The organism is Maritalea porphyrae (assembly GCF_030159895.1).
In the GTDB taxonomy this organism is placed as follows: Bacteria; Pseudomonadota; Alphaproteobacteria; order Rhizobiales; family Devosiaceae; genus Maritalea; species Maritalea porphyrae.
In genome coordinates, this window is the sequence record NZ_BSNI01000002.1 from 2492955 (window position 1) to 2517827 (window position 24873).

24 protein-coding genes are annotated in these 24873 nt (G+C 49.5%); 7 read left to right on the plus strand and 17 right to left on the minus strand.

What is annotated here, in order from left to right; translation table 11 throughout:
- Nucleotides 1-5: 5 nt before the first annotated feature.
- From QQL65_RS15680 to acs, 4 genes are all read right to left on the minus strand, one after another.
- Entirely contained in the window at nt 6-2804 is a 2799-nt protein-coding gene (locus QQL65_RS15680; protein ID WP_284366314.1) for an EAL domain-containing protein, read from the minus strand.
- Nucleotides 2805-2909: 105 nt separating this feature from the next.
- A complete protein-coding gene (locus QQL65_RS15685) occupies nt 2910-4271 on the minus strand; it encodes a FecR domain-containing protein (protein ID WP_284365993.1) in 1362 nt (453 codons plus the stop codon).
- Nucleotides 4272-4451: 180 nt separating this feature from the next.
- Entirely contained in the window at nt 4452-5276 is an 825-nt protein-coding gene (locus QQL65_RS15690; RefSeq protein ID WP_284365994.1) for a FecR family protein, read from the minus strand.
- Between the two features lie 198 nt (nt 5277-5474).
- Nucleotides 5475-7418: an acetate--CoA ligase gene (gene acs, locus QQL65_RS15695; RefSeq protein ID WP_284365996.1), complete on the minus strand. Its 1944-nt coding sequence runs from the start codon at nt 7416-7418 to the stop codon at nt 5475-5477.
- Between the two features lie 278 nt (nt 7419-7696).
- On the opposite strand from acs, the gene QQL65_RS15700 reads away from it, so the two are divergent.
- On the plus strand, nt 7697-8278 hold the full coding sequence (locus QQL65_RS15700) for a GNAT family N-acetyltransferase (protein WP_284365997.1): 582 nt from the start codon (nt 7697-7699) through the stop codon (nt 8276-8278).
- Nucleotides 8279-8295: 17 nt separating this feature from the next.
- Here the strand turns inward: QQL65_RS15700 and QQL65_RS15705 are convergent, their stop codons facing one another.
- The 4 genes from QQL65_RS15705 to QQL65_RS15720 form a co-directional block, all read right to left on the minus strand.
- Nucleotides 8296-9423, minus strand: a complete 1128-nt coding sequence (locus QQL65_RS15705) for a lipid II:glycine glycyltransferase FemX (protein ID WP_284365999.1) — start codon at nt 9421-9423, stop codon at nt 8296-8298.
- Nucleotides 9424-9599: 176 nt separating this feature from the next.
- On the minus strand, nt 9600-10382 hold the full coding sequence (gene nagB / locus QQL65_RS15710; protein WP_284366000.1) for a glucosamine-6-phosphate deaminase: 783 nt from the start codon (nt 10380-10382) through the stop codon (nt 9600-9602).
- A gap of 84 nt (nt 10383-10466) precedes the next feature.
- Nucleotides 10467-11246 (minus strand): GntR family transcriptional regulator, encoded by a 780-nt coding sequence (locus QQL65_RS15715; RefSeq protein WP_284366002.1) that lies wholly within the window; start codon nt 11244-11246, stop codon nt 10467-10469.
- 144 nt (nt 11247-11390) lie between these two features.
- Nucleotides 11391-12029 (minus strand): helix-turn-helix domain-containing protein, encoded by a 639-nt coding sequence (locus QQL65_RS15720; protein WP_284366004.1) that lies wholly within the window; start codon nt 12027-12029, stop codon nt 11391-11393.
- A gap of 189 nt (nt 12030-12218) precedes the next feature.
- Between QQL65_RS15720 and QQL65_RS15725 the strand changes: the two genes are divergently transcribed.
- The 4 genes from QQL65_RS15725 (at nt 12219) to QQL65_RS15740 (ending at nt 15019) form a co-directional block, all read left to right on the plus strand.
- Complete coding sequence (locus tag QQL65_RS15725; protein WP_284366005.1) at nt 12219-12656, plus strand: GAF domain-containing protein; 438 nt, start codon at nt 12219-12221, stop codon at nt 12654-12656.
- 103 nt (nt 12657-12759) lie between these two features.
- Entirely contained in the window at nt 12760-13584 is an 825-nt protein-coding gene (locus tag QQL65_RS15730; RefSeq protein ID WP_284366006.1) for a mechanosensitive ion channel family protein, read from the plus strand.
- 74 nt (nt 13585-13658) lie between these two features.
- Nucleotides 13659-14036, plus strand: a complete 378-nt coding sequence (locus QQL65_RS15735) for a MerR family transcriptional regulator (RefSeq protein ID WP_284366007.1) — start codon at nt 13659-13661, stop codon at nt 14034-14036.
- Entirely contained in the window at nt 14033-15019 is a 987-nt protein-coding gene (locus QQL65_RS15740; protein WP_284366008.1) for an aldo/keto reductase, read from the plus strand. The genes QQL65_RS15735 and QQL65_RS15740 overlap by 4 nt, the downstream gene beginning before the upstream one ends.
- Before the next feature lie 86 nt (nt 15020-15105).
- On the opposite strand, the gene msrA is transcribed toward QQL65_RS15740, so the two are convergent.
- From msrA to QQL65_RS15760, 4 genes are all read right to left on the minus strand, one after another.
- Complete coding sequence (gene msrA / locus QQL65_RS15745; protein ID WP_284366009.1) at nt 15106-15705, minus strand: peptide-methionine (S)-S-oxide reductase MsrA; 600 nt, start codon at nt 15703-15705, stop codon at nt 15106-15108.
- A 127-nt stretch (nt 15706-15832) separates the two neighbouring features.
- On the minus strand, nt 15833-17392 hold the full coding sequence (locus QQL65_RS15750; protein ID WP_284366011.1) for a 2-isopropylmalate synthase: 1560 nt from the start codon (nt 17390-17392) through the stop codon (nt 15833-15835).
- Nucleotides 17393-17762: 370 nt separating this feature from the next.
- Nucleotides 17763-18191, minus strand: coding sequence for a hypothetical protein (locus QQL65_RS15755; RefSeq protein ID WP_284366012.1), 429 nt, complete (start codon nt 18189-18191; stop codon nt 17763-17765).
- Between the two features lie 78 nt (nt 18192-18269).
- Nucleotides 18270-19166, minus strand: coding sequence for a PhzF family phenazine biosynthesis protein (locus QQL65_RS15760; RefSeq protein ID WP_284366013.1), 897 nt, complete (start codon nt 19164-19166; stop codon nt 18270-18272).
- A gap of 131 nt (nt 19167-19297) precedes the next feature.
- On the opposite strand from QQL65_RS15760, the gene QQL65_RS15765 reads away from it, so the two are divergent.
- Nucleotides 19298-19615, plus strand: a complete 318-nt coding sequence (locus tag QQL65_RS15765) for an NIPSNAP family protein (RefSeq protein ID WP_284366015.1) — start codon at nt 19298-19300, stop codon at nt 19613-19615.
- Nucleotides 19616-19641: 26 nt separating this feature from the next.
- Here the strand turns inward: QQL65_RS15765 and QQL65_RS15770 are convergent, their stop codons facing one another.
- The 3 genes from QQL65_RS15770 to QQL65_RS15780 all read right to left on the minus strand — a co-directional run bounded on the left by QQL65_RS15770 (nt 19642) and on the right by QQL65_RS15780 (nt 22102).
- Nucleotides 19642-20268: an MSMEG_1061 family FMN-dependent PPOX-type flavoprotein gene (locus QQL65_RS15770; RefSeq protein ID WP_284366016.1), complete on the minus strand. Its 627-nt coding sequence runs from the start codon at nt 20266-20268 to the stop codon at nt 19642-19644.
- Between the two features lie 128 nt (nt 20269-20396).
- Nucleotides 20397-21416, minus strand: coding sequence for a ketol-acid reductoisomerase (ilvC, locus tag QQL65_RS15775; protein ID WP_284366018.1), 1020 nt, complete (start codon nt 21414-21416; stop codon nt 20397-20399).
- A gap of 59 nt (nt 21417-21475) precedes the next feature.
- Nucleotides 21476-22102: a TetR/AcrR family transcriptional regulator gene (locus tag QQL65_RS15780; RefSeq protein ID WP_284366020.1), complete on the minus strand. Its 627-nt coding sequence runs from the start codon at nt 22100-22102 to the stop codon at nt 21476-21478.
- Nucleotides 22103-22651: 549 nt separating this feature from the next.
- Here QQL65_RS15780 and QQL65_RS15785 point away from each other — a divergent pair.
- The gene (locus QQL65_RS15785) at nt 22652-23134 is read left to right on the plus strand and encodes a flavodoxin family protein (protein WP_284366021.1); all 483 of its coding nucleotides are present in this window, start codon (nt 22652-22654) and stop codon (nt 23132-23134) included.
- Between the two features lie 37 nt (nt 23135-23171).
- Here QQL65_RS15785 and QQL65_RS15790 read toward each other — a convergent pair whose 3' ends face one another.
- Together QQL65_RS15790 and QQL65_RS15795 are read right to left on the minus strand one after the other, a co-directional pair.
- Nucleotides 23172-23456 carry a putative quinol monooxygenase gene (locus tag QQL65_RS15790; protein ID WP_284366022.1) on the minus strand — a complete coding sequence of 95 codons (285 nt, stop codon included), beginning with the start codon at nt 23454-23456 and terminating at the stop codon, nt 23172-23174.
- 57 nt (nt 23457-23513) lie between these two features.
- On the minus strand, nt 23514-24782 hold the full coding sequence (locus QQL65_RS15795; protein WP_284366023.1) for an O-acetylhomoserine aminocarboxypropyltransferase/cysteine synthase family protein: 1269 nt from the start codon (nt 24780-24782) through the stop codon (nt 23514-23516).
- Nucleotides 24783-24873 lie beyond the last annotated feature (91 nt).

Genomic DNA, 24873 nt, shown 5'->3' on the forward strand with positions numbered 1-24873 from the left:
GGCGTTTAGCTTGCAGCTTTTTGCAAAATCTCTTGCGGCTCATCAATGGCCAGCATCTTGCAGAATTTTTCGTTCGATTGCGGACGTCCAAACAAATAGCCCTGCCCAATGCCGCAACCCGCAAGCCGCAAAACCCACGCTTGATCTTTGGTCTCAATGCCTTCAGCAACCACTCGCTTATTCATCGCTGTAGAAAGCGAAAGAACTGATTGAACAATAGCCATGGATTGCTCATCCTCAGGCAGGTTTTTCACGAACGATTGATCAATTTTCACTTTATCAACTGGCAGACGGCTCAAATAGCTTAGCGACGAATAGCCGGTGCCAAAATCGTCCAGCGCAACACCAACGCCCATATCAACGATCTCATTCAGCGTCTGGATGAACTTGTCCTGCTTGGTTACAAAAACGCTTTCTGTGATTTCAATGTCCAAACGATCTGCTGGCAATTTTGAAACTTCGAGCGCGTGTTTGATGGCAGAAACCACATCGCCATATTCAAATTGAACGGCAGATACGTTCACAGCCAGCTTACCCGGCTTTGGCCACTTCATTGCGTCAGCACAAGCTTGCTCTAGCACCCAACGACCAATCTCGATGATCATGCCACTATCTTCAGCTACCGAGATAAAGCGGTCCGGACGTACGGTTCCAAGTTCAGGATGTTGCCAGCGCACCAACGCTTCAGCGCCCAAACAGTACCCAGTTTCCATGTCCACTTGTGGTTGATAATGGATATATAATTGTTTGTTGGCCACCGCATCCAGCAGCGCCATTTCTACCCGTTGACGGTCTTGAATACGATCATTGAGTTCGGACAGGAATAGTGAATAACTATTGCCTGGTATGTTCTTAGCTTCAGAAAGCGCCATATCGGCCTGAGAGATTAGAGCCTTCGGCGTGAATCCAGAATTATTCGTGTCGGTCATGCCAATGCTTACGCCAATCAAGGCACGGTGCCCTTCAAGCTCGTAGGGTTTCGTCATCACCGAGATTAACTCTTCAGAGAATTCATCAATATCTTCGTAAGACATCAAACCAGGTTTTGCTGCAGCAAACCGGTCCGCACCCAAGCGCGCAACGCTGTATAGGCCAAATTCATTCATCCGTTTTGCCACTTCGCGCAGCAACAAATCACCCGCCGCGTGACCCAACGTTTCGTTGATGTTCTTAAAGCGGTCGAGATCCAACAAGATCATCGTTAGAGGTTGCCGGTTTGCAGCGCTGTCTCCGATGAATGCGAGAAGCTCCTCTTCCAAACGCGAACGCGTAAAGGCACCAGTCAATGGATCATGATTGGCGAGATAGTTCATGCGCTTTTCGTGATTATATCGGTGCGTGATATCCCGGAACGTCAAACAAGCCACATAGTCTGTGAGCTGCTTTTTCGCATCGTTTTCATCGAATTTTGCCACCCGCGAAACCGTCACTGAGTACTCAATGACCAGCTCTGGCTCATCTCCACTACCGTGACGCAAGATAAGCGTTTCTGGAACGACATTCTTCTCACGGTTTTGCTTTGCCAACCCAAGCGCCGTTGTAACTTCTTGGAACAATTTTTCCGGCAGCACAGAACTAGTTGAACCGACAAAGCTGCTGCGCAAATCAAGCATTTGACGCGCCGGCGTGCTCGCCGCCAACACGATTAACGCGCTATCGATAATGATCACGCCATCAAAATTGTCGGCAATAACGCGATCAAGAATGGCCTGCATGCGCGAGTTCTCGCCAGAGACTTTGCGCACCAGCAAACGCTGAATGTCCATTGCCTCAAGCACTTTAAGCACATAAGTCAGCACAATCCCAAAATGCACCCAGAAAGTCTCTGACAAAATCAGAAGGTGCGCTTGCCCTAAAAACGCAACCGCTTCAACGATGATAGATACGCCGATGAAGGCGAATGCCATTCGAATGATCGGCGGACGCCGAAAGAGTGCAACAATGGCAGCGAATATGCCAAATATCAGCCAGCCAAAGACAGAACCGCCATCTGACAGCTCTCGGTTTTGAATGCGCGTTTCTGCAGCCAGAACTTGCACAAGTGGGCCGGGAATACGACCATAGCGTGGCACTTCAAGCAGATCGCCCAACTCAAGCGCAGATGCACCAATGATGACCTTTTTGCCTTCAATGCGTTGGGCATCAATTTGACCATTTAGCAAATCGATCAGCGGAATTCGGTCAATGCTGCCCAGCTCAATCGAATAATCAACGTAATAGAAATTGTTGTTCGATGTCTCTGGCTTGGGTGAAAACAAAGTCGGCAATGAAGGGACGATACGTTCCTCAATCATGCCATATTTGGCAAATTCCCACACCAGACCATCTTGTTCAGGTTCAACATTGACCAACGCCAACTCTGAATGCGCGCGAAACTCTTCCAGCGGCAAGTTGGTCAACAAGGTCAATTCGCCGTTGGTGCCAAACCCAATTTGTTGAAGTGCCGCAAGATAGGTGAACCCGCCTGCTCGCTCCAAAGCCTTTGCAAATTCTGCATCATTTTCTGGTTGAGAGCGGGATGAAAAATCGACATCAAACGCGATTTCGTAGGCGTTGAGGCGCACCAACTCATCTAGAACACCTGCGTAAACCCAGCGTGGCCATGGCCAAACACCAATTTGGTGCAAGCTACGCGCATCAATGTCCACCATGACGATTTCGCCAGAGACATTCACGTGATGTTGGGAAAAACGCCATTCTCGAAATGTGTTGTCGATACCGCGAAAGAAGCCATTTTGGCTAGCTAAGAACGCAGCAATCCCTAGAAGGAAAATAGCGGCAAAGTTTCTTAGTCCTGGACGCATCGACAAAAATGACTCAACTCAACAAACAATTGGGGCGCCATAATGCAATATTTGCGTTACGACGCCCTTAACTATGCACGGGCCATATCTAGGTTTTGTTGTCTATTACAACTTCAAAGCATCTTTTGCTGCTTTCTCGGCCTCTTTAGCCGCATCTTTTGCAGCTTTTTCTTCGGCTTCAGCAGCTTCCTTGGCTGCCTTCTCCGCTTCCTTAGCGGCATCTTCTGCCGCTTTCTCAGCGTCCTTAGCAGCATCTTCCGCGGCCTTAGCGGCATCTTTCGCGGCATCCTCAGCGGCCTTTTCGGCTGCCTTCGCGGCCTTTTCTTCGGCCTCAGCTGCTTCCTTAGCGGCTTTTTCAGCTTCTTTGGCCGCATCCTCGGCTGCTTTTTCGGCTTCCTTCGCGGCCTTTTCTTCGGCCTCAGCTGCTTCCTTAGCAGCTTTTTCAGCTTCTTTGGCCGCATCCTCGGCTGCTTTTTCGGCTTCCTTCGCGGCCTTCTCAGCATCCTTCGCTGCATCTTCGGCAGCTTTTTCCTTGGCTTTTGCCTCTTCCGCTGCTTTCTCTGCAGCTGCAATTGCCGCTTCATCTCCAGACTTCTTGGCGTCTTTTAATGCTTGTTCCGCAGCCTTTTTCTCAGCCTCAGCTTGTGCGGCAACTGCTTCGGCATTCGCTGCATTTTGCGCTGCTGCATTTGCATTAGCTGCTGCCTGGTTAACCGTCGCATTCGGCAACTGCGTATTACCTTCAGTCGCCGCCTTGATATCAGCAACCTGCAGTGGTTGACCTTGTTGCTCTGCAACTTCTTCTACCTGTGCAACCTCAATTTTTGCCTGCGGATTTGCTTTTTTAGCCTTTTTAACAATCTCTTTGACCGTCAAAACCTTATTCGTTGCTGTAGAACGGATTGGCTCTTTCGCGCCGCTACCTTCGACAGTCAAAACAGGCTTGTCTTTAGTGTTTAGTTTCACCTTTTGGCGTGGCTTGACATCAACCTTCATGCCTGCACGGTCATCCCGCGCCTCAACGCGACCACGGTCCACTTTGATTTCGGCAGCCCCGCCGTTGCGATCCGCGGTAACAGTAAATTTGGTACCTTTTACCACCGCGGCCAACAACGGCGCGCGCACTTCAAAATGCTGCACATTGCGTTTTTCAACATCGACAGTCAGTTCACCAAAGTCCTGTGACACGACAGTGTATTGCGACCCATTCTTATCGGAAATACGCACACGGGTATCACCACGCAAGCTTATGCTTTCTTTGCCGCGTTGAAGTACCACACGCGCATTCTTCGCTGTTTGGATCGCGCTGTCATCAGAGACAACGTCACCGCGCTTCAATTGCACCCATTCACCCGATTTAAAGATGAACACACCACCACGCAACTTGCTCGCAACCCAGTCGTCAGCAATCGATGCCGTGGTCATCGCAACGAATGCGATAATTGTGATGATAAACTTTTTGAACATGATCTGCCCTGCCAAACAATTCTTTGTCTTTTCGTTGCCGCCATCATCGCCGAGGCTAGTAAACAAAGCTGTTAACATGAGTGGTAAAACCAATTTTGGCGTAAACAGGTCATTAAAAAGGGCGCTAAAACTTTACGTTTCAGCGCCCAAATCACTTCAAAACCAATTCAAGAACGATGATCAGTCATCATCATCATCATCATCATCATCATCATCATCATCGTCGTCATCATCATCGTCACTTTTGACCGGCTTAATAATGTCGACAACTTCTTCGACAGGTGCCGTATCCCCCGTACTATTTTCGACAACGGATTCCACCTGCTCCACAACAGGCGTCACCTGCTCAACAATTGTCTCAGTCGTATCGCTTGAAACTGTCGACGGTCCCGGCACAGTTGAAGCAGCACCGTTGTTACTATTCGCGATCGGCGCAGTTGTGTTGACAACAATTGTCGTTCCAGTCTTAACAACGTCTAGCACCTGAGGTTTGGTAACAACCACTTGCGCAGTCTGATCTGGCCCTACATCTAGTTTCTTGCGTGTTCTACTATTCTTAACCTCGACGCTGCCCCGTTGAACGTCGACTTTCGCCGCACCACCGCGGAACGACACGCTGAATTTCGTGCCTTTAACCACCGCTGCAAGCAATTGCGTGCGCACTTCAAAATGCTGCACGTTGCGTTTCTCAACATCAACAATGATTTCGCCAAAATCCTGCGAAACCACTGTGCGCTTTGACCCGGTTTTGTCGGAAATACGGATGCGCGTATCACTTCTAATATCAATCGACTCTTTGCCGCGCACAAACGTAACGCGCGCACCTTTTGCTGTCTGGATTGCGCTGTCATCTGTCACCACATGCCCGCGTTTGATTTGCAGCCACGCGCCATTTTCAAAAACAAAAACGCCACCACGCAAATTCTTCGCAACCCATTCGTCCGCAATTGCGCCTGTGAGTGCAGTAAGCAAAAATACCATAGCTACGATGATTGATCTGAACATGATAGCAATATCCCTTTGCGCGCTTTGTCGCCTGTAATCGAATGCATAACCTGCGGCGCAAAGGTAAAGATACCAATTACGGCGAACGCAATACCAGCAATTCAAAAGCAACGTGTGTTGCTATGGCAAAGAAAGTGTAAAGAAAAAGGCGCCGAAACAGAGTCCCGACGCCCATTGTTCAACTATGTCGAACAGGATTTACCTGTTCTCGCGGTGCTCAATAAGATCATCAACAACGCCAGGATCAGCCAAAGTTGACGTATCGCCCAACGCTCCAAAATCGTTCTCAGCAACCTTGCGCAAAATGCGGCGCATGATCTTGCCAGAACGGGTTTTCGGCAAGCCCGGTGCAAATTGGATGTGATCAGGGGAAGCAATTGGTCCGATTTCCTTGCGCACCCAATTGCGCAACTCAACCTTAAGGTCCTGATTTTCTTCTTCACCAGCCATCAATGTCACATAGCAGTAGATACCCTGCCCTTTAACATCGTGCGGATAACCAACAACAGCCGCTTCAGAAACCTTATTGTGCGCAACAAGCGCGCTTTCAATTTCCGCCGTTCCCATACGGTGACCTGACACGTTGAGCACATCGTCAACACGACCGGTGATCCAATAATAGCCATCTTCGTCCCGACGACAGCCATCACCTGAGAAGTAATAGCCCTTGTAATCGGAGAAATATGTCTTCACGAACCGTTCGTGATCGCCGTAAACAGAGCGCATTTGGCCCGGCCAGCTATCTTTGATGCACAAAACACCCTCAGCAGCAGTTTCGTGAATTTCTTCACCACTCTGCGGATCAAGCACAACAGGCTGAACGCCAAAGAATGGCTTTGTGGCAGAACCCGGTTTCGTCGCAGTGGCACCGGGAAGTGGCGTCAACAAGTGACCGCCCGTTTCAGTTTGCCACCATGTGTCAACAATTGGGCATTTTCCCTTGCCAACCACGTCATTGTACCAATTCCAAGCCTCAGGGTTAATTGGTTCACCCACGGTGCCCAAAATCCGCAAAGATGACAGGTCGCACTTTTCAACATATTCGTTGCCCGCGCCCATCAGCGCACGGATGGCCGTTGGCGCTGTGTAGAACTGGTTGACCTTGTGCTTTTCACAAACCTGCCAAAAACGCGACGCGTCCGGATAGTTTGGCACACCTTCAAACATCAATGACGTGGCGCCATTCGCCAACGGTCCATAAATGATGTAGCTGTGCCCAGTGACCCAACCCACATCTGCGGTACACCAATAAATATCACCATCATGATAGTCGAAGGTATATTCGTGGGTCATCGCCGCATATACGAGATAGCCGCCTGTGGTGTGCAAAACGCCTTTTGGTGTGCCGGTTGAACCTGACGTATAAAGAATAAACAGCGGATCTTCAGCATTCATGCGCTCTGGCTTACAGAACTCGTCAACGCCAGTCGCAGCTTCGTGCCACCAAATATCGCGGCCACCCTTCATCGCGATTTCGTTGCCGGTATTTTCGACAACTAGAATTTTCTCAATACCAAGGGCGTGCTTCGCCGCTTCATCAACATTTGCTTTCAGCGGAACTGTTTTGCCGCCACGACGACCTTCGTCTGCTGTAATGACAACTGTTGACTTACAGTCTGTAATGCGGCCAGCCAACGCTTCAGGAGAGAAGCCAGCAAACACAATCGAGTGCACCGCACCAATGCGCGCACAAGCCAACATCGCGTAGGCTGCCTCGGGGATCATGGGCAAGTAAATCGTTACACGATCGCCCTTTTTGACACCCATATTGCGCAAAACATTGCCGAAACGGCTGACGCGACGGTGCAACTGCGCATAAGTTATATGCTCGTCATTGCCTGGCTCATCGCCTTCCCAGATTAGAGCGACTTGATCTGCGCGATCTGGCAAATGCCGGTCGATACAGTTCACCGAAACATTCAACTCGCCATCTTCGAACCATTTGATGGAAACATTTGAATGCTCAAAGCTGGTGTTTTTGATCTTTGTCGGCTCTTTCATCCAATCCAAACGTTTAGCGGCATCGCCCCAAAATCCTTCGGGGTCGTTCACAGAACGCGCATACATTTCTTGGTATTTGTCCGCATCGATCAGGGCGTGTGAGACAATCTCTTTAGGTGGTTGATAAATGCTCTCACTCATCGAGCCACTCCTCCTCGTTTTAAAGTCTACTAACTAGGGCATTTCTGCCGGACTTACGGTTGGTGGCGCAAAACTAGCGCGCCACGCGTTGTCCCCACAACACCGTGTCCAAATGGCTAAAGCTTTGACCGCTTTAGGTCAATATCTGTTGGCATCTTTTTGGACTTGTTCTGGGTAATAGCTGCAATATTGCGACACTTTTTGTACCTGCAACGAAACGGAAAGGTGATGAAGCTATATTTGGCGCAACAATTCGCATTTCGAAAGCGTGAACGAACATGTCTGAGCATTCTGAAATACAAACCGAAACCGTTGGACCAGCGCAATCCGCCGATTTGGGTTGGATCTTAACCCATGTTCACCAAGCGATTGACGAGCTTGAATTCTACAACAATGAATTCAAAGCTTTCGAAAAACAGCGGGTGAACAAGCATCTCATTCGCGCATTGTTTGATTATGACCCGCATCACTTGCTGGTCTTGCGAAAAAATGGTGAGCGTGCCGGGTTTATGATTTCAGGGCCCGATAATGGCGTTGTTTTTCTCTATTGGTCCTACATTTTGCCTAAATTTCGCAACTCAAAGCTTGCGATCGTCGGCAACACGTTCTTCAAGACCTATTTCGACAATGGCCACTGGCATAAGCTTTCGACTTTCACGCGAACGGGCAACCGCACCGCACTTATCATTCTCAAAAGATTTGGCTGGACAGAAGTGGCTCATCTTGAAAAGCACATTTTTGGCGAAGACTACAAGATTTTTGAAATTGCTCTTGAGAAAACCGTGCCCGGCTATCGCCCGTTTGTCGTTCCAGGTCGCATTGGCCGCATAAAAAGCTGGCTCAAGGGCTTTTTATCCTAGGCGACTCAGCGAAATTTTTAGTCAGACGGTGTGTTCTTTTTCAGCGACAGAATTCGGCGCATAATCTGCGCTTTCACGTCCCTAGCCAAGAACAGCGTGTTCCCCAAAAGCCTTGGCATAAACCAATGCGCATAGTTCATCACTTTTGGCACTTGCGACACAACGCCGGCTTTTCCGACCATACCATTCTTGAATTGGTGCAGCCCTAGAAAGCCGTCAGTTCCACCCAAATCGTACCATTTGATCCGCTCTTGTCGCGCCAGCCAACGCATTATGTGCCAATGCATGAAATAACCAGCGCGAAGCGGCAAAGCCTGATCGTTCGTCGCACCATATAGATAGACAGAGGTATCCCCTGCCGTAAAAATCACACCACCGGCCACCGGTTCGCCCTCATGCCGAACCAAGAAAAGCTCAGGGCGCGCACTTTCGTGTATATTGTCCATCAGATGATGCAGTGAATCAAAAGCCGAATAATCCGGAAACTGCTTGCGCGCTGTCATCTCTCGATAAAGTTCATAAAAGACAGGCATTTGCGAAACGTCACAATGCTCAAATTCAAGCCCGTTCTTTTCGCTCTTTTTTAGATGTGCGCGCCACTTTTGGCCGAAACTCGCCCGCATCGCATCATCGGTGAGCTGAACATTCACAAAATAGCGATTTGGGAAAGGTAGGCCCGCGCCTTCTTTGAAGCCCCGTTCCTGCAGTTTCTCAACGGCAAAATTCGTTTCCGCAGGCTGCGGCCGCGGCAACATAGACAGCATTAAGCGGCGCTCTACCGCATAATGATTGATCAACATATCAACGACGTCGCCAAACAGTTGCTGCGCATTGGGCGCTGCAGCATCGAGCAGAATTGGTCCCCACTTGCAAACTGCTAAGCCGCCAAGACCAAGCGGTGCTGCGCGATGCATCACCAAACAACCAGCGACCAGTTCATCATCCAGTTTGAAGTGCAGGCAATCAATTTTCATGCTCGGCCAACGTTCAGAGGCGAAAACATGCATTTGCTCTTGGCACACCCCATCAAACAAATGAGCGGTCTCGTCCCATTCTTTTGGCGTCAAATAACTCATTGTCAGCTTCGCCCCTTTCGGGATCGAAACATCAGAACTATTCAGCATTTTTGCGGTCATATCAGCCATTGCAAGAATTTTGCCTATAGAATTGGGCGCGACTAAAACTATTATTCAAACAGTTGAATTTGAAACTCCTGCAAAAAATGCCTTTAAACAGATAATTTGAAGTAAATTGTACACAAAGAACCCCGCCCTCAATTGAGAACGGGGTTTCTATTGAGTTAATTAGCGTAACAAATGAACTACATTTGCTCCATGGCCTGATGCCGTGTCTCAGCCCAAATCGCATAATCTTTCATCGTCAGCTCCGCAGCTGCGGCTTCGTCAACAACGACAATCGCATGCTCGTGTAGTTGTAAAGCCGACGCTGGACACGATGCTGAAACCGGCCCCTCAACACAGCCCTTTATGGCTTGCGCTTTGTGCGCTCCGGTTGCCAGCAACACCACTTGGCGTGCATCAAGTATAGTACCAATGCCCATCGTCATAGAATCTGTGGGTTGGCGCTCATCATCTCCAAAGAAACGCGAATTGGCCTCAATGGTTGATTTGGTCAGTGTTTTGACGCGTGTACGCGAAGATAGACTGGAAAGTGGCTCGTTAAACCCAATATGTCCGTTAATGCCTATACCCAACAGCTGCAGATCTATACCGCCCGCCAATGCAATCAGCTCTTCATAGCGCTTGCATTCATCGTTTGGGTTGTCGGCAACCCCATTCGGCACGAATGTGCGAGCTAGGTCGATGTCCACATGATTGAACAATTGCTCGTTCATGAAATGGCGATAGCTCTGCGGATGATCACCGCTAAGGCCAACATATTCATCCAGGTTAAAACTGGTCGCTTGAGAAAAACTCAAGTCGCCAGCTTTCTGCCGAGATATCATTTTTTGATAAAGCGTGGTCGGTGAAGAGCCCGTGGCTAACCCCAACACACTCTTAGGCTTATTGGTGAGTTGTTGTGCAAATAAATCGCACGCGAATTCTGCTACATCGTCAGAATTCGGCAAGATAACAAGACGCAAGGAATTGCTCCCATGTGATGATGATTGTGAACTTTAAAACGCAAAGGCGATACATTGCCGCCTTCGTCGTTTGATTGCTTATTCTTAGTCTTCGTCTCCAACATCTGTTGAATAGATATAGCGGTCACCTCGATAATATGAGTGGGTGAATTCAACCGGCTTGCCGCTCCGGTCAAAAGACGTACGCTCCATATCCAAGATCGCAGAGCCTTTTTCGACACCAAGATAGCCGCCCAATTCTTTGTCGCAGTTCGTCGCTTTGATTGATTGGCGAGCCTTTACGGGCCGGAACCCACGCGCATCCAAATGCGCATATAGGCTGTCGCCCTCATCTACCGCATCAGCGTCAATTGCTTCCAGCGGGAAGTAGGCGTGTTCATAGGCCATGATACTGCCATCCGCATAGCGAATGCGCCTAAAACACGAAACGCGCATATGGGGCGCAACGCCAAGCGCTTCGCAAACCTCAGGAATAGGCGATACCAACCCCTTAAAGACCAATTGCGAGCTCGGCTCCATGCCTCGATTTCGAATGTCTTCGGAAAAGCCGTTCAAGAACTTTAGTGACTTTTCAAGAGACTGCGGTCGATTGCGCGGCACATAAGTGCCCAAGCCACGTTTTTGAACCAACTGACCGTCATCGAGCAGAGGTTTAAATGCTCGGCGGATAGTGACACGGCTAAGGCCCAATTTTTCAGAAAGCTCGCGTTCAGCGAGCAAGAATTCGCCCGCGGTCAATATGCCCTTCTGGATGGCTTGACGCAGCGCTTCGGCCAGCAGTTCATAACGAACGCCAGGGCGCTCCAATGCGGTTTTGAGATAACCAATCAAATCTGGCTGTGTCGCTTCGTCAACGTTCGACATTCTCAATGTCCTCCAACAATAGGTCAGGTCACCCGCTGAACGACGAACGGAATCATCTACTCAACAACAACCATACCCATCAAATACCAATTCACAACCAAACTTGCAACAAACAATACCAAGCCGATAGAATTGGGCAGAAGACTACTTTTGGGATGCACCGTTTCTAAAGATTGGGACAGTGCCAGTCCAAAGTATGCGACAGACTTCGTCTTTCACATTTTCCCAGCTATGCGTGCGCGTCGAGCGAAAATGCAGGCTATCGCCTGGGCCAAGAATGACCTTTTCATTTTCCACATAGGTCACCACCTCACCCTCAAGGATATAGATGATTTCTTCGCCCTCATGGCTGACTTGTTCCGACTTATATCCAGCGGGCACAGTGATGATAAACGACGACAACGCTTTACCCGCGAAGTCTGCACCCAAGCGTTCATATTTCAGGGATGAATCATCAACAGAAAAGCTCTCACGTTCGCCTTGGCGCGTACGGCCACGATGCACGGCAGGCGAAGAGACGAAAAACTCCATCTCAACATCCAAGCCCTTGGAAATCATCGACAATGCACCAAGAGAAGGCGTTGCTTGATCGCGCTCAACCTGAGACAAGAACCCAACAGAAAGATTGGCCAACTCACCAAGTTCTTTCAAAGTCATGTTCATGGCACGACGACGTTCGCGAATGAGACCACCAACCAGCGGTGTTCCGGCGTGATGAGATCGCTCCTCGCCACCACCAGAAGCCACAAATTCTGTTCTTTGATCCAAATCGGCGTTGATCATGTCAGCTATTCCTGCCCGTCTATCCCTCGCCAGCGTAAAAGTGAGTTTACACCAGCGCCCTAAGCTCCCTAAATGCGCAGTGATTCCAAAAGCCCGCTCGCTCCCGGTCAGCGCAGTTGGGTTCGCTTAAACCAAACCGCAAGCAAACGCGACAAAAAAACCGAAAAAAACAAGAATTTGAGTTCAAAATTGACAAATGGAAAACAATGCAATTCAGAGGATTGCAATGCAATTTATCATTCTTTGTTTTTGGCCGCTGAACACAATCCAGGCTGCAAGCTGCTCACGGTTATGGAGCTAGATCTGGATGCCGGCTTAGCGAAGCGTGCTTATTCTTCCAACCCAGATGCCTACCCAACGAGCGGCACCAAACCGATCATCCACAATGATTGGTTTGAAAAGGTTGTTATGCAGCAAAAGCCATTTCTAGCCAACGCCCCAGACCAAATGGGCGATCAATTCCCCGACCTGGACCTGATCACATCATTGGGGTGTGGCGCGATCGTCAACGTGCCCGTGGTTGAAAACGGTAAAACCATCCTAGTCATCAATATCCTGCACGAAACAGGATTTTTCACACCTGAGAAATTTCAAGCCGCTTGCGCTCTAGCAGAGCTATTTGACTAAACAAACTGTCACCACAACACCGCATAGTCCAACTTGACTTAGCCAGTCACATCGCCATGTTAAAGGCGAACCAGAATTATCAGCTGACGATGGAGTTCACCTCATGGAATTAGCGCAACTAACAACCGCGACTTTGGATTGGATCAATGGCTATGGCACCAATGTCCTTGTTGCATTAATTGTGTTGATTGTCGGCTGGTATTTGGCGAAATGGCTCGCTTACCTCGTTGTACAATTGCTGCCAAACACCAAAGCATTTGACGACACCGTTGCCCCCATGTTTGGCCAGCTCGTGCGCTATGGCGTCATCATCACAGCGATTGTAATCGCTTTGAGCGGGCTTGGCGTGCAAACCGCATCCATTATTGCGGTCATTGGTGCGGCCGGTTTGGCAATCGCCCTAGCTTTGCAAGGCACACTTTCAAATATTGCTGCTGGTGTGATGATCATCTGGCTGCGCCCTTTCAATGTGGGAGACTACATTGAATCAAGTGCGGTAAATGGCACGGTGAAACAAGTTGGCTTGTTCGCAACGCGATTGCGCACGATTGATGGCCTTTATGTATTTACCCCAAATGCGAAGATTTGGGATGCCACCATCACCAACTACAATAAGGAAATGACACGTCGTCTCTCTTTTGATGTTGGCATTGACTACAAAGCTGACATCGACCTTGCGCGCAAAGTCTTGCTGGACGTCGCAAATGCTGACGAGCGCGTGCTAAGTACACCAGAACCCGTTGTCTATGTGATGAATCTAGGTAACAGCTCGGTTGATCTGCAACTCCGCGCATGGACCCGCACATCCGACCATTGGGAAACCCGTATGGCGATCAATGAAGCTGGCAAAAAGGCTCTTGATGCAGCTGGCGTGGATATCCCCTTCCCGCACATGCGAATACTTGCGCCAGAACTGGTTCAAAAATAATTCACCTTCGCCCTTGACCTAGAGCAGCTCCAACCCCCTATTTATCTGAGATAGTCAGATGAAAGGGTGTCAAAATGAATATTGGCGAAGCAGCAAAAATGAGCGGACTATCTCCCGACACCATTCGCTTTTACGAAAAGCGAGGGCTGATCTTGTCTACCAAAAGGGACGAGAAAGGGCACCGCTACTACGCAGAAAGTGATGTGGGGTGGCTGGGGCTATTGGCGTGTCTACGCGGCACCGGCATGCCACTGGCAGAAACCGAAACGTTCACCCATTTGGTGAACGAAGGTGAACACACAGTGCCAGACCGCATCGACCTTTTGGAAAACCATCGGGAAAGACTGGCCGAAAAACGCGCTGAACTCGACGCCTACGAAAAACACTTGGACGAGAAAATCGCTTACTACAATTCAGTACTTAAAAGCCAAAAACATGAGGCCGCGCAATGAATAAGCCTGAAATTGAACTGTGGACCGGCCAAACAATTCCCCGACTAGGATTTGGCTGCTGGGCCATTGGCGGCCCATTTTGGGCTGATGCCATACCGGTTGGCTGGGGTGTGGTCGACGACAATGAATCCAAAGCCGCAATTGCCGCCGCAATTGATGCGGGGATCAAATTTTTCGACACTGCTGACGTATATGGCGCTGGCCATTCTGAGAAAATCCTTGGCGAAGCGCTCAAGGGGCATGATGACATTTTTGTGGCCACTAAGTTTGGCAACAAATTCAACGAAGAGAACAAACAAATCACCGGAAAAGGTGCTGACCGCGCTTACATACGCAAAGCCGTGCAAGCGTCACTTCGGCGTTTACAACGCGAGGTCATCGATCTCTATCAATTGCACATTGACGATCTAGACGGCGACGAAGCAATCGAAGCTCAAGCCGCCTTAGAAGAGCTCGTCACTGAGGGCCTAATTCGTGGCTATGGCTGGTCATCCGACCACCCAGACCATTCCAAACAATGGATTGGTGGCGCAAACTATCGAGCAATTCAGCATGATCTTAACCTGTTCACGCCAGCAACAGAGACACTCGATATTATCAACAAAAACAACCTGTTGTCGATAAACCGCGCGCCACTTGCCATGGGCATGCTTGGAGGCACGTACAAAATCAATCACAGTTTTGGTGAGGATGATGTGCGCGCAAGCGGCGAGCCTTGGGTCAATAAGATGGGCGCCGTCAGCAGCGCAGAAGACGCGCAAGAACGTCTAGATGGCATCAGAGAAATCCTAACAAGCGGTGGCCGCACTGTCGCCCAGGGAGCACTAGGTTGGATTTGGGCACACAATAGTACTGCCATCCCAATCCCTGGTTTTCGCACCGTGGCGCAAGCACAAGAAAATGCCGGCGCGCTCGAATTCGGTCCACTTGGTGTCGACGCGATTGCTGAAATCGACGCGTTGGTGAAAGGCGAAATTGCCTAAGACAACATTCCAAAAATATCAAAAACTAAGGGGTGCCAGCGCACCCCTTTTTTGCTTCAAGCTTGGTCTTATTATTTCTAGCTTCGCTAGTGGTCTTTTATGCCCTGATAGGCACGTTTCCCCCAGAGCTGTTCAACTCGTTTGTTGCGCCCGCAGGTGAACCTATAGAAATTATATTTGAGGCTATTCTTTTTGTAATAGTCTTGGTGATAATCCTCAGCCGGATAAAACGGCATCGCAGGCTGAACAATTGTTGCCACATGGGCGCCGAGCTCAATTGAGGCCTGCCGCTTCGCCTCTGCCGCTGCCTTCAACTCTTCCTCGCCATCCGCAAAGATTGCTGTGCGATAGCTCTCCCCGCGATCACAAAATTGTCCATCCGCATCAGTTGGATCGACCGAGCGAAAGAAGATATCAACAAGCTGGCTGTAAGCAATCACATTGGGATCATAGGTAATCTCAACCGCCTCAAAGTGGCCAGTACCACCCGCCGTTACTTGCTTGTATGTTGGGTTTTCAACAGTGCCGCCAATATACCCGGACCGCGCTTCGATTACGCCCGTCACATGTTCAAAGTCGCTTTCAACGCACCAGAAGCAGCCGCCTGCAAATATCGCACGCTCTTCAGCAATGCTGGCAGAGCCAATGCCGATGAACAAGGTCAAGGCCGCTAGTGCATATCTCATAACTATTCTCCAATCCCTTTTAGCGACATGCAATCAGAATAGCCGAACACAAACAACTCACATTGCCTTGAATCAAAAAGGGCGCGCCCAAATCAGACGCGCCCCAAAACCTGAATTGCAATTGAACTTAACCAGCCATCGCACCTTGTGCAGCCGCACCGCGCTCGACCAACAAACGGTTGTACGCATTCAAATACGCCCGCGCCGAAGCCACAAGCGTATCGGGTTCTGCTGTTCGACCAGAAGCAATGCGGCCATTCATTTCAAGACGAACATGCGCGTTAGCTTGCGCATCGGTACCGCCAGTAACCGCATCAACACCATAGTGGACAAGGTGCGGATCGGCACCAACCGCTTCTTTAATCGCGTTAAAAATCGCATCCACAGAGCCAGTTCCAGCCACTTTGACCGACTTCTCATCACCTTCAACCGAAACGGTCAATTGGCACACATGATCACCGCCGATTGACGACGAAACGCTCATCGCCACAAGCTTGATCTTGTCTTCAATCGAGCCCATTTCATCATCGACCAAAGCAATCAAGTCTTCGTCATAAACGTTCTTTTTGCGGTCAGCCAATTCCTTGAAACGCACGAAGGTTTCTTGGAAAGCATTGTCGCCCAACTCGTAGCCCAAATCCTTCAACTTGTCTTTAAACGCAGCACGACCAGAGTGCTTGCCCATTACCAAAGACGTTTCTTTGATCCCAACGCTTGCCGGGGTCATGATTTCGTAAGTTTCTGCGTTCTTCAGCATACCATCTTGGTGGATACCGCTTTCGTGTGCGAAAGCGTTCTTACCCACAATGGCTTTATTATACTGCACCGGAAAATTGCAGGCAGCTGCAACAATTTTTGAGGCCCGTGCCAAATGGGTGGCATCAATTTCTGTGTGATATGGCAACGCGTCTCCACGTGTTTGCAATGCCATTACAATCTCTTCAAGCGCTGCGTTACCAGCACGCTCGCCTAAGCCATTGATGGTACACTCAACTTGCCGCGCTCCTGCCCGAACACCCGCCAAAGAGTTTGCAACGGCCATACCCAAATCATTGTGGCAATGGGTTGAGAAAATGGCTTTGTCAGAGTTTGGCACGGTCTCGATCAAGGTCTTGATCATCTCGTAATATTCTTCAGGCACCGAATAACCAACAGTGTCTGGAATATTGATGGTGGTTGCGCCAGCATTGATCGCCGCTTCAACACACTTCGCCAAAAAGTCCATTGGTGTGCGGGTCGCGTCCATACCTGACCATTCGACATCGTCAATCAAGTTGCGAGACTGGGTTACGGTCTGAGTGACAATCTCCAAAACCTCTTCTTGGGTTTTACGCATTTGGTGCGCCAAGTGAATTGGCGAGGTCGAAACGAACGTATGAATACGTCCGCGTCGTGCGTGTTTTACTGCAGCACCAGCTCGATCAATGTCAGCGGGGATTGCCCGCGCAAGGCCTGCAATCACAGCATTCTTGGATCTGCGAGCAATTTCCGACACCGCTTCAAAGTCGCCATTTGACGCAATTGGAAAACCCGCCTCAATAATGTCGACACCCATATTGTCAAGCAATTCAGCAACTTGCAGCTTTTCTTCGTGGGTCATTGTAGCGCCTGGCGATTGCTCACCGTCGCGCAATGTCGTGTCGAAAATATAGACGCGGTCTGTATTGGATTGTGATGTTTGGCTCATGATATAGTCCTAATGTGGCCGACCCCGGATAAACAAAACGGGCCGGAAAAATCAAATTCTTTCGGCTTTTGTTTTCTCCCCTAAACACCCGCTCTCACGCTGAGAACTGTCGGTACTCAGGGGCTAATAAGGAGGAGGTCGAGGAGTAGGTTTTGCTGACCGCGCGCAAGATCAGGTGCCGCAGCATATTGCTGAGCAATCTCTAGATCTTCGATTTTAAACGCGTCGCGTATCATGCAACCATTGCTCCAAGCATTCACGAATTAATCAATGCGCTAAAAGGCATAGCAAACTTTTTTGCCGCTGCAAACGCCATAATTTACCATATCCGTCCAAATAGCGCAAAAACTGACGCGCCCAATCTGTCATTCTATGAAAACGTCAACACCGCCAATATCAGCGCCAATGTCGACATGGCTCCGCCAAGCATTCCCAACTTTTTGCCAAGTGCACGTGCGCCTGCATCACCTGCTGCAACTTTGGGACCAAGGGTGCCGGCATAAAAAACAGCCCCCGTTAGAACGACCACTGCCGCAATTTTGAGCATAAATGTCGCGCCCAAACCAGCTGGATCAGGATAGGAAATCACAACCATCGCAATGCCGGTCAACCACAACAAAATCACGGCACCCCGGCCAATTCTTTGCAGTTTCTTCAAGGCGCCGAGCATTGCTTTGCCCGCATCACTTGCAACGTCACCAACGCCCGCCGAAACGACCGCAATTGAAATGCCAACCCCGATGCCTAAAGCCATCGAAAACAAATGCACCATCAACAAGATGTTTGATAAAAACGTCATGGTTCCCCCCCATAAGATCCACAAAGGTTAGGCGCGCGCAAACCCCAATGCAAGTGAATTGCACCTACAAGAAGCGTCCTATTCCTCTGGCAGCATCAATGTGCCTTCTGCCAATACGATTGCATTGCCGCCAATGCCAGCATGGGTCAAAACGCCATCATCACGCTTGACCTGCGCTTCAATAATACTGGGCCGCCCCATATCTTGGCCTTGCTCGACAACAAAATCGATCAATCCGTCATGTGTGAAATGCAAATCGGATAGCAGGCCACAAAGAGCAGCAGCCGCTGAGCCGGTTGCAGGATCTTCGCGCAAATCACCTAAATGAACAAAGCAACGCGCAGCAAATTTCGGGGCGCGGATCGCATCAATCGGTGTATAGGCATAAACTTCTTTGCTTTGCCCTTCATAAACGCCAGACCAGCCGCGCCGCTCCAACTTGATGTTTGCCAATGCTTCACGATCTTGAACTGGCACCAAAACAAACGGCACACCCGCGCTATAGACCGCTGGTTGCATTGCACCGCACCCAATTTGCGCAACGTCTAATCCCAAGGTTTTTGCAATATCCTCATTTGCTGGCGCATCGCCCAACCTCTCGGGCAATTTTGGCAAACTAAAGCGAGCGTGCCCACTCACCTTGTTGATCCGCTCGGTAATCGCAACAATTGTGCCTACTTTTTCTTCCAAGCGCACAGCGGTGATACGTTGGCGCAAACCCAACAGCACAGCTGCCCCAACGGTTGGATGTCCAGCGAACGGCAATTCTTCAGACGGTGTAAATATGCGCAGATTGGCTACATGTCGTTCGTTCTTGGGCGAGCAAACAAACACCGTCTCACTCAGGTTGAACTCCTTGGCAATGTTCTGCATCTGCTCGGTTTGCATATTGTCCGCATCAAACACCACAGCCAGCGGATTGCCCTCCAGCCGTTTTTTGGTGAACACATCAAGAATTGTATATGGCAGTTGCATGTTGCCCCCCGCATTGCGCAACAAGGCACCTCTTTTCGCTCCAGGCACCCGTTCAGTATCAATATCATTGATTCGATCATCGCATGTAATCATGTCCAGCTGATTTCACCAAAGCAGCATTGGAGAATTTGATGATCACTTGCTATGTAAATTATGAAATCGAGCCCGACAAACTGGCAGAATTTGAGCACTATGCCAAACTCTGGGTCCCGCTTGTGCAAAAGCACGGCGGCTACCATCACGGATATTTCATGCCCCACGAAAGCGCCAACGATTTAGCGCTCGCCCTATTTTCGTTTGTATCACTTGCTGACTATGAGCGATACCGCAACGACATAGCGAACGACCCGAAATGTGTTGCGGCATTTCAGTATGCAAATGATACAAAGTGCATTCGGCGCTATGACAGGCAGTTTTTGAAGCCATTTATGGCACCAATGGCAAGGTAAACAACGAAAAATCAGTAGAGACCCTGTTAGTACAAGCGATCTGTTTCATTATACATTGTACGCACCTCAATGTCTTCTACAGGCTCATCCAAATCGCCGTGGTCTTTCAATGCTTGCGCATAAGTTGGCAATCCTTCGACGCTCTCCCATTTTTCAGGGTTCCACATGCGTGAGCGTATCATCGATTTGCCGCAATGAAAGAAAGCTTCTTTCACACGGACCATAATAGCCATGTCCGGCAACTTATCATTCACCACCATCATTCCGAGAACCTCTGGGTCCTTTATGATCAGCGCGTCACCATTCACACGAACCACCTCACGTCGGTTTGGAACAACAAACAGAATTCCAACGGCTGGATTTTCAAGAACGTTCAACATCGTATCACCTCGGTGATTGCCGATGCGATCTGGAATAGCCAGAGTGTGATCATCCAAGACTTTAACGAAGCCAGGTGGGTCGCCTTTTGGCGAAACGTCCATAAATCCGCCTGCAGAGATGCTCGAAATAACAACAAATGGCGACTTGGCAATCCAATTGCGACAGTGTTGATCAATATGGTTTATTATCTTGTTGCTTTGACTTGGAAACTGTTCGCCTAAAGTCTCTCGAATTTCACTCCCTGTCGTCACTTGGTGCGTTGGTTCGTACATAATTTCCCCTCCCAAATGATGCAGAGTACATCAAAACTGCGACCTGCGATAAAAAAAGGGGTGCTATGAAGCACCCCTCAAGTTAGCTCTGGGAGAGCTAGGGTTTATTCTATTGAAAGCAAAGCGCCTTAGTTGCGTTCTTTATCAACCAATGCGCCTGCTTTAATCCAAGGCATCATATCGCGAAGTTTTGTACCAACTTCTTCGATTTGGTGCGCGTCATTATTGCGACGTGTCGCCTTAAACTTCGCAGCACCGGCGCGATATTCCTGCATCCAGTCTGAAGTAAACTTACCAGATTGGATATCTTCAAGTACACGCTTCATTTCAGCTTTTGTTTCTGAAGTGATGATGCGTGGACCCGTTACATACTCGCCCCACTCAGCTGTGTTTGAGATCGAGTAGTTCATGTTCGCGATGCCGCCTTGATAAATCAAGTCAACAATCAGTTTAACTTCATGCAAGCACTCGAAATAGGCCATTTCTGGCGCATAACCAGCTTCAACCAATGTTTCAAAGCCAGCGCGGATCAATTCAACCAAACCACCACAAAGAACAGCCTGCTCACCGAACAAATCAGTTTCGCACTCTTCTTTAAATGTAGTTTCGATGATGCCTGAACGGCCGCCACCAACACCAGAAGCATATGCAAGACCAATGTCTTTCGCATTGCCAGTTGCGTCATGATGGATCGCGATCAAACATGGCACGCCGCCACCTTTTTGATATTCGCCGCGCACGGTGTGGCCAGGGCCCTTTGGTGCAACCATAAGCACGTCAACGCTGTCTTTTGGCTCGATAAGGCCGTAGTGAACGTTCAAGCCATGGGCAAAAGCAATCGCTGCGCCGTCACGAATGTTCGGTGCGATTTCGTTGTTGTAGATATCTGCTTGCAACTCATCAGGCGTTGCCATCATCATCACATCAGCCCAAGCCGCAGCTTCTGCAACTGTCATAACTTTAAGGCCATCTGCTTCAACTTTTGCAGCGGTTGAAGAACCTTCGCGCAAAGCCACAGCAACATTTGTCGCACCAGAGTCTTTAAGGTTCAACGCGTGCGCGCGACCTTGGCTACCATAGCCAATAATGGCAACTTTTTTTGATTTGATCAGATTAAGATCTGCGTCTTGATCGTAATAAACACGCATTGGTGTCATCCCTCTTGTAATTTATATTCTTCTTATGACGGGATTGGTCCCGCCTTGTTTCATCGCACGCCGTAAAGCGTTACAAATTGTTCAACTGCGCGCTTGGCATCGCGCACCACATCGGTTTCGCTTAACACCAGTTCTTCACCCAACAGTAGTCGGATTTGCACATCTCTGATCACCAAACCGAAAAATGTTCGAAATGCTTCTTCTTCGTCGCTAAAGTGCAACAACCCTGCCCCACGACCTGCCTTCAATAGCGGTTTAAGGCGTTGACCAACGGCAAAGCGCCCATTCATCAGAACTGTTGTGCCCAAATTGCTCAGCGGCCCAGCATGTGTAATCGCCAACCGGTTCAGTGCAACGGAAATGTCGCCCGATATCACTTTAAGCCAATCAAATGCAAACTGCTCGAGGTGAGACTGCAACGTCTCTTTAGACATGCGCTGCGGACCAACAGGAACAGAGCGAACCTTTGCCGCTTGCCACTGGACAATCGCTGTAAGCAACCCGTCGCGATCGCCAAACCATTTATACAGCGATTCCTTCGAGCAACGTGCACGCCGCGCCACGCCGGTCATGGTCAGTTTGTCACCGACCTCCACCAACAATGAAAGCGCAATATCGAGCACGTCCTGCTGACGTGATGTCAATTCTTCATCGCCGAGACGCACTGCTTGAGCCAACACAATTCTCCAATGGTTAAGTGATCGTTATTGACAGAACCGTACCGTACGGTTCGGTAAATTGCAAGAAGAAATTTGAATTTGTGATTTTTCCTTTTTGCATCCCGCTTTGGAAGTGTTTGGCGGGGGTGCAGAACACCATGTTGCGGGGCTGATGCAGACCCCGGATCTACCCAAGCGGCGCTTGGCGCGTGCGGGGTGGTGCGGGCGGAAATTAAGTATATCTCGCACCGGCCCTTACAACCAAGTGGCGTTCGCGCAACGAGCGCTGATAAGGGACCTATTAGCGCGGCTAGCGCAACTCCCTTGTCGTCACCCACGGGCTTGACGAGGGAAAGAAACCAACGCCTCAAAAAACTCCCCTCACCGCCAGACATTCGTCAATGTCCTGAGCGGTTTCAAGAAAAGGTTTGAGCATCATCGCACAAGCTTTTAGCGAGCAAACATCCCTTAGCCGTAGCAAACAACGGACCAATCCAATGTTGATCCACATCATCGCGCCAAGCGTACTAAGCACCTAAACTGATAGTATATTTCTGGGGGAATGATATGCGCACACTCGTTATCTACTATTCAAAAACCGGCAATTCACGAGTTGTCGCGCGCGCAATTGCAAAAAAGCTGCAAATTGACCTGCAGGAAATCCGATGTGATCAGTATCTAGGCGCTGCGGGCGATTTGCGCGCGGGCTTAGACAACATTCTTGGGCGCAAACCTAAACTTCCGCAAATTCCAGATCTTGATGAATATGACCAGATCATACTTGGTGGACCAATTTGGCTTGGGCGACCCTGTGCCCCTATACGCGCTGCGGCACACCAATATCTCAAATCCAAAAAGAGTGTCGGACTATTCGTATGTGGCATGGGGCCAGACGATTTAGATAGCGCGGCCAAGGAATTGGCGTCTTTGTTAGACGCGCCAGTGGACGCTGTCCTAAAGGCACACGGAGAAATGCTTGATACGCCGGAGTTTAAGAGTTTGGTCGAAGAGTTCTGCAATGCGATGTCCCGCGAACCGACGACAGCATAGTTTGCAAAGTCACCACTTGCGATTGTGGTGATCGCCGTTATTCGCCCTCGCGAACTTCATATTCGCGCGGAATACCTTCTGTCACTTTGAACCATTTCGAAGATTTTGTGCGTTCCTGATGTGCCTCAAACGCGGCGCGATTCACAAACAGTTCTGCCACTTTAAGCCGTCCTTCAACTTGTGTTGAAGGCACAACCTCAAAGGACACGCATCCAGGCTCGGCGCGCGTCAGTTCGATATGCATTGGCAATGCCGCTTCAACTTCTTCTAGCCGGTCCAAAGGCACGTCTATATAGCCGTTGAGATAGATCATTCCTGACATAAGGCCTCCAAGGCACAAAAAGGGTCGCGCTGATTGGCGCGACCCTTAGCAGCTTTGCTAAACGTTGGCCAATGCCTGATCAATGTCAGCGATGATATCGTCGACATGCTCGATGCCAACAGAAATACGCACCAAATCCTCAGACACGCCAGCGGCTTTCAGCTCATCCGCACTCAATTGACGGTGCGTGGTCGAAGCAGGGTGACAAGCTAGCGATTTTGCATCGCCAATATTCACAAGGCGCAATATCATTTTAAGGGCGTCGATAAACTTAGCACCATTGTCGCGCCCACCTTTGATGCCAAAGCTAAGGATGCCAGATGCTTTACCGCCGGAAATCTTGTTGGCCAAATCATGATAAGGCGATGACTTCAGCCCGGCATAATTCACCCATTCAACCTTGTCATGCGCTTCAAGATATTCAGCAACTTTCTGCGCGTTTTCGCAATGACGCTCAATCCGCAAACCCAGCGTTTCCAAACCCTGCAAAATCAAGAATGCATTCATCGGTGAAATGGCAGCACCGGTATTGCGCAATGGCACAACGCGCGCACGGCCAATAAATGCTGCCTCGCCAAGTGCTTCAGTGTAAACAACGCCATGATAGGATGGATCTGGTTCATTAAGCATTGGGAATCGTTCTTTGTTGGCCGCCCAATCAAACTTGCCGCTGTCAACAATAATACCGCCAATCGATGTGCCGTGGCCGCCAATATATTTGGTCAATGAGTGAACAACAATATCCGCGCCATGTTCAAATGGACGACACAAATATGGTGTAGCCACGGTGTTGTCGACAATCACAGGCACGCCGTGCGCATGTGCAATTTCCGCCAGCTTTTGAATATCAACGACATTGCCCGCAGGGTTGCCAATGCTTTCACAAAATACAGCTCTTGTGTTGCTATCGAACAAATTTTCGATACCCTCAAAGCTTGCATCAACCATGCGCACATCGATGCCCTGACGCGGCAATGTATGTTCGAACAAGTTGTAGGTGCCACCATAAAGCTGCGCGACGGAAATAATATTATCGCCAGCTTCCGCAATGGTCTGAATGGCATAGGTGATGGCCGACATGCCTGAAGCAAGCGCCAAGCCTGCAATACCACCTTCCATCTCAGCAACACGTTGCTCCAATACCGCTGTGGTTGGGTTCATGATGCGAGTATAAATGTTGCCCTGCACCTTTAAGTCAAACAGGTCAGCGCCGTGCTGCGTATCATCAAAAGTATATGATGTCGTTTGGTAAATCGGCACAGCTGCTGCTTTGGTGGTGGCCTCAGATTCATAGCCATGATGAAGCGCGAGTGATTCAAGTTTCATCGGTCAGTCCTTCGCTAGTGGTTTTCGACGGTCAACCTAGCAAGAATTGCCAGCTTTGGACTAGTCAGATTGACGCGATCTGGACCGACGA

Coding starts and splice junctions, on each gene's coding strand:
- QQL65_RS15680 (WP_284366314.1), bottom strand. CDS start 2,804: ATGCGTCCAGGACTAAGAAACTTTGCCGCTATTTTCCTTCTAGGGATT.
- QQL65_RS15685 (WP_284365993.1), bottom strand. CDS start 4,271: ATGTTCAAAAAGTTTATCATCACAATTATCGCATTCGTTGCGATGACC.
- QQL65_RS15690 (WP_284365994.1), bottom strand. CDS start 5,276: ATGTTCAGATCAATCATCGTAGCTATGGTATTTTTGCTTACTGCACTC.
- acs (WP_284365996.1), bottom strand. CDS start 7,418: ATGAGTGAGAGCATTTATCAACCACCTAAAGAGATTGTCTCACACGCC.
- QQL65_RS15700 (WP_284365997.1), top strand. CDS start 7,697: ATGTCTGAGCATTCTGAAATACAAACCGAAACCGTTGGACCAGCGCAA.
- QQL65_RS15705 (WP_284365999.1), bottom strand. CDS start 9,423: ATGGCTGATATGACCGCAAAAATGCTGAATAGTTCTGATGTTTCGATC.
- QQL65_RS15715 (WP_284366002.1), bottom strand. CDS start 11,246: ATGTCGAACGTTGACGAAGCGACACAGCCAGATTTGATTGGTTATCTC.
- QQL65_RS15720 (WP_284366004.1), bottom strand. CDS start 12,029: ATGATCAACGCCGATTTGGATCAAAGAACAGAATTTGTGGCTTCTGGT.
- QQL65_RS15730 (WP_284366006.1), top strand. CDS start 12,760: ATGGAATTAGCGCAACTAACAACCGCGACTTTGGATTGGATCAATGGC.
- QQL65_RS15735 (WP_284366007.1), top strand. CDS start 13,659: ATGAATATTGGCGAAGCAGCAAAAATGAGCGGACTATCTCCCGACACC.
- QQL65_RS15740 (WP_284366008.1), top strand. CDS start 14,033: ATGAATAAGCCTGAAATTGAACTGTGGACCGGCCAAACAATTCCCCGA.
- msrA (WP_284366009.1), bottom strand. CDS start 15,705: ATGAGATATGCACTAGCGGCCTTGACCTTGTTCATCGGCATTGGCTCT.
- QQL65_RS15750 (WP_284366011.1), bottom strand. CDS start 17,392: ATGAGCCAAACATCACAATCCAATACAGACCGCGTCTATATTTTCGAC.
- QQL65_RS15755 (WP_284366012.1), bottom strand. CDS start 18,191: ATGACGTTTTTATCAAACATCTTGTTGATGGTGCATTTGTTTTCGATG.
- QQL65_RS15760 (WP_284366013.1), bottom strand. CDS start 19,166: ATGCAACTGCCATATACAATTCTTGATGTGTTCACCAAAAAACGGCTG.
- QQL65_RS15765 (WP_284366015.1), top strand. CDS start 19,298: ATGATCACTTGCTATGTAAATTATGAAATCGAGCCCGACAAACTGGCA.
- QQL65_RS15770 (WP_284366016.1), bottom strand. CDS start 20,268: ATGTACGAACCAACGCACCAAGTGACGACAGGGAGTGAAATTCGAGAG.
- ilvC (WP_284366018.1), bottom strand. CDS start 21,416: ATGCGTGTTTATTACGATCAAGACGCAGATCTTAATCTGATCAAATCA.
- QQL65_RS15785 (WP_284366021.1), top strand. CDS start 22,652: ATGCGCACACTCGTTATCTACTATTCAAAAACCGGCAATTCACGAGTT.
- QQL65_RS15790 (WP_284366022.1), bottom strand. CDS start 23,456: ATGTCAGGAATGATCTATCTCAACGGCTATATAGACGTGCCTTTGGAC.
- QQL65_RS15795 (WP_284366023.1), bottom strand. CDS start 24,782: ATGAAACTTGAATCACTCGCGCTTCATCATGGCTATGAATCTGAGGCC.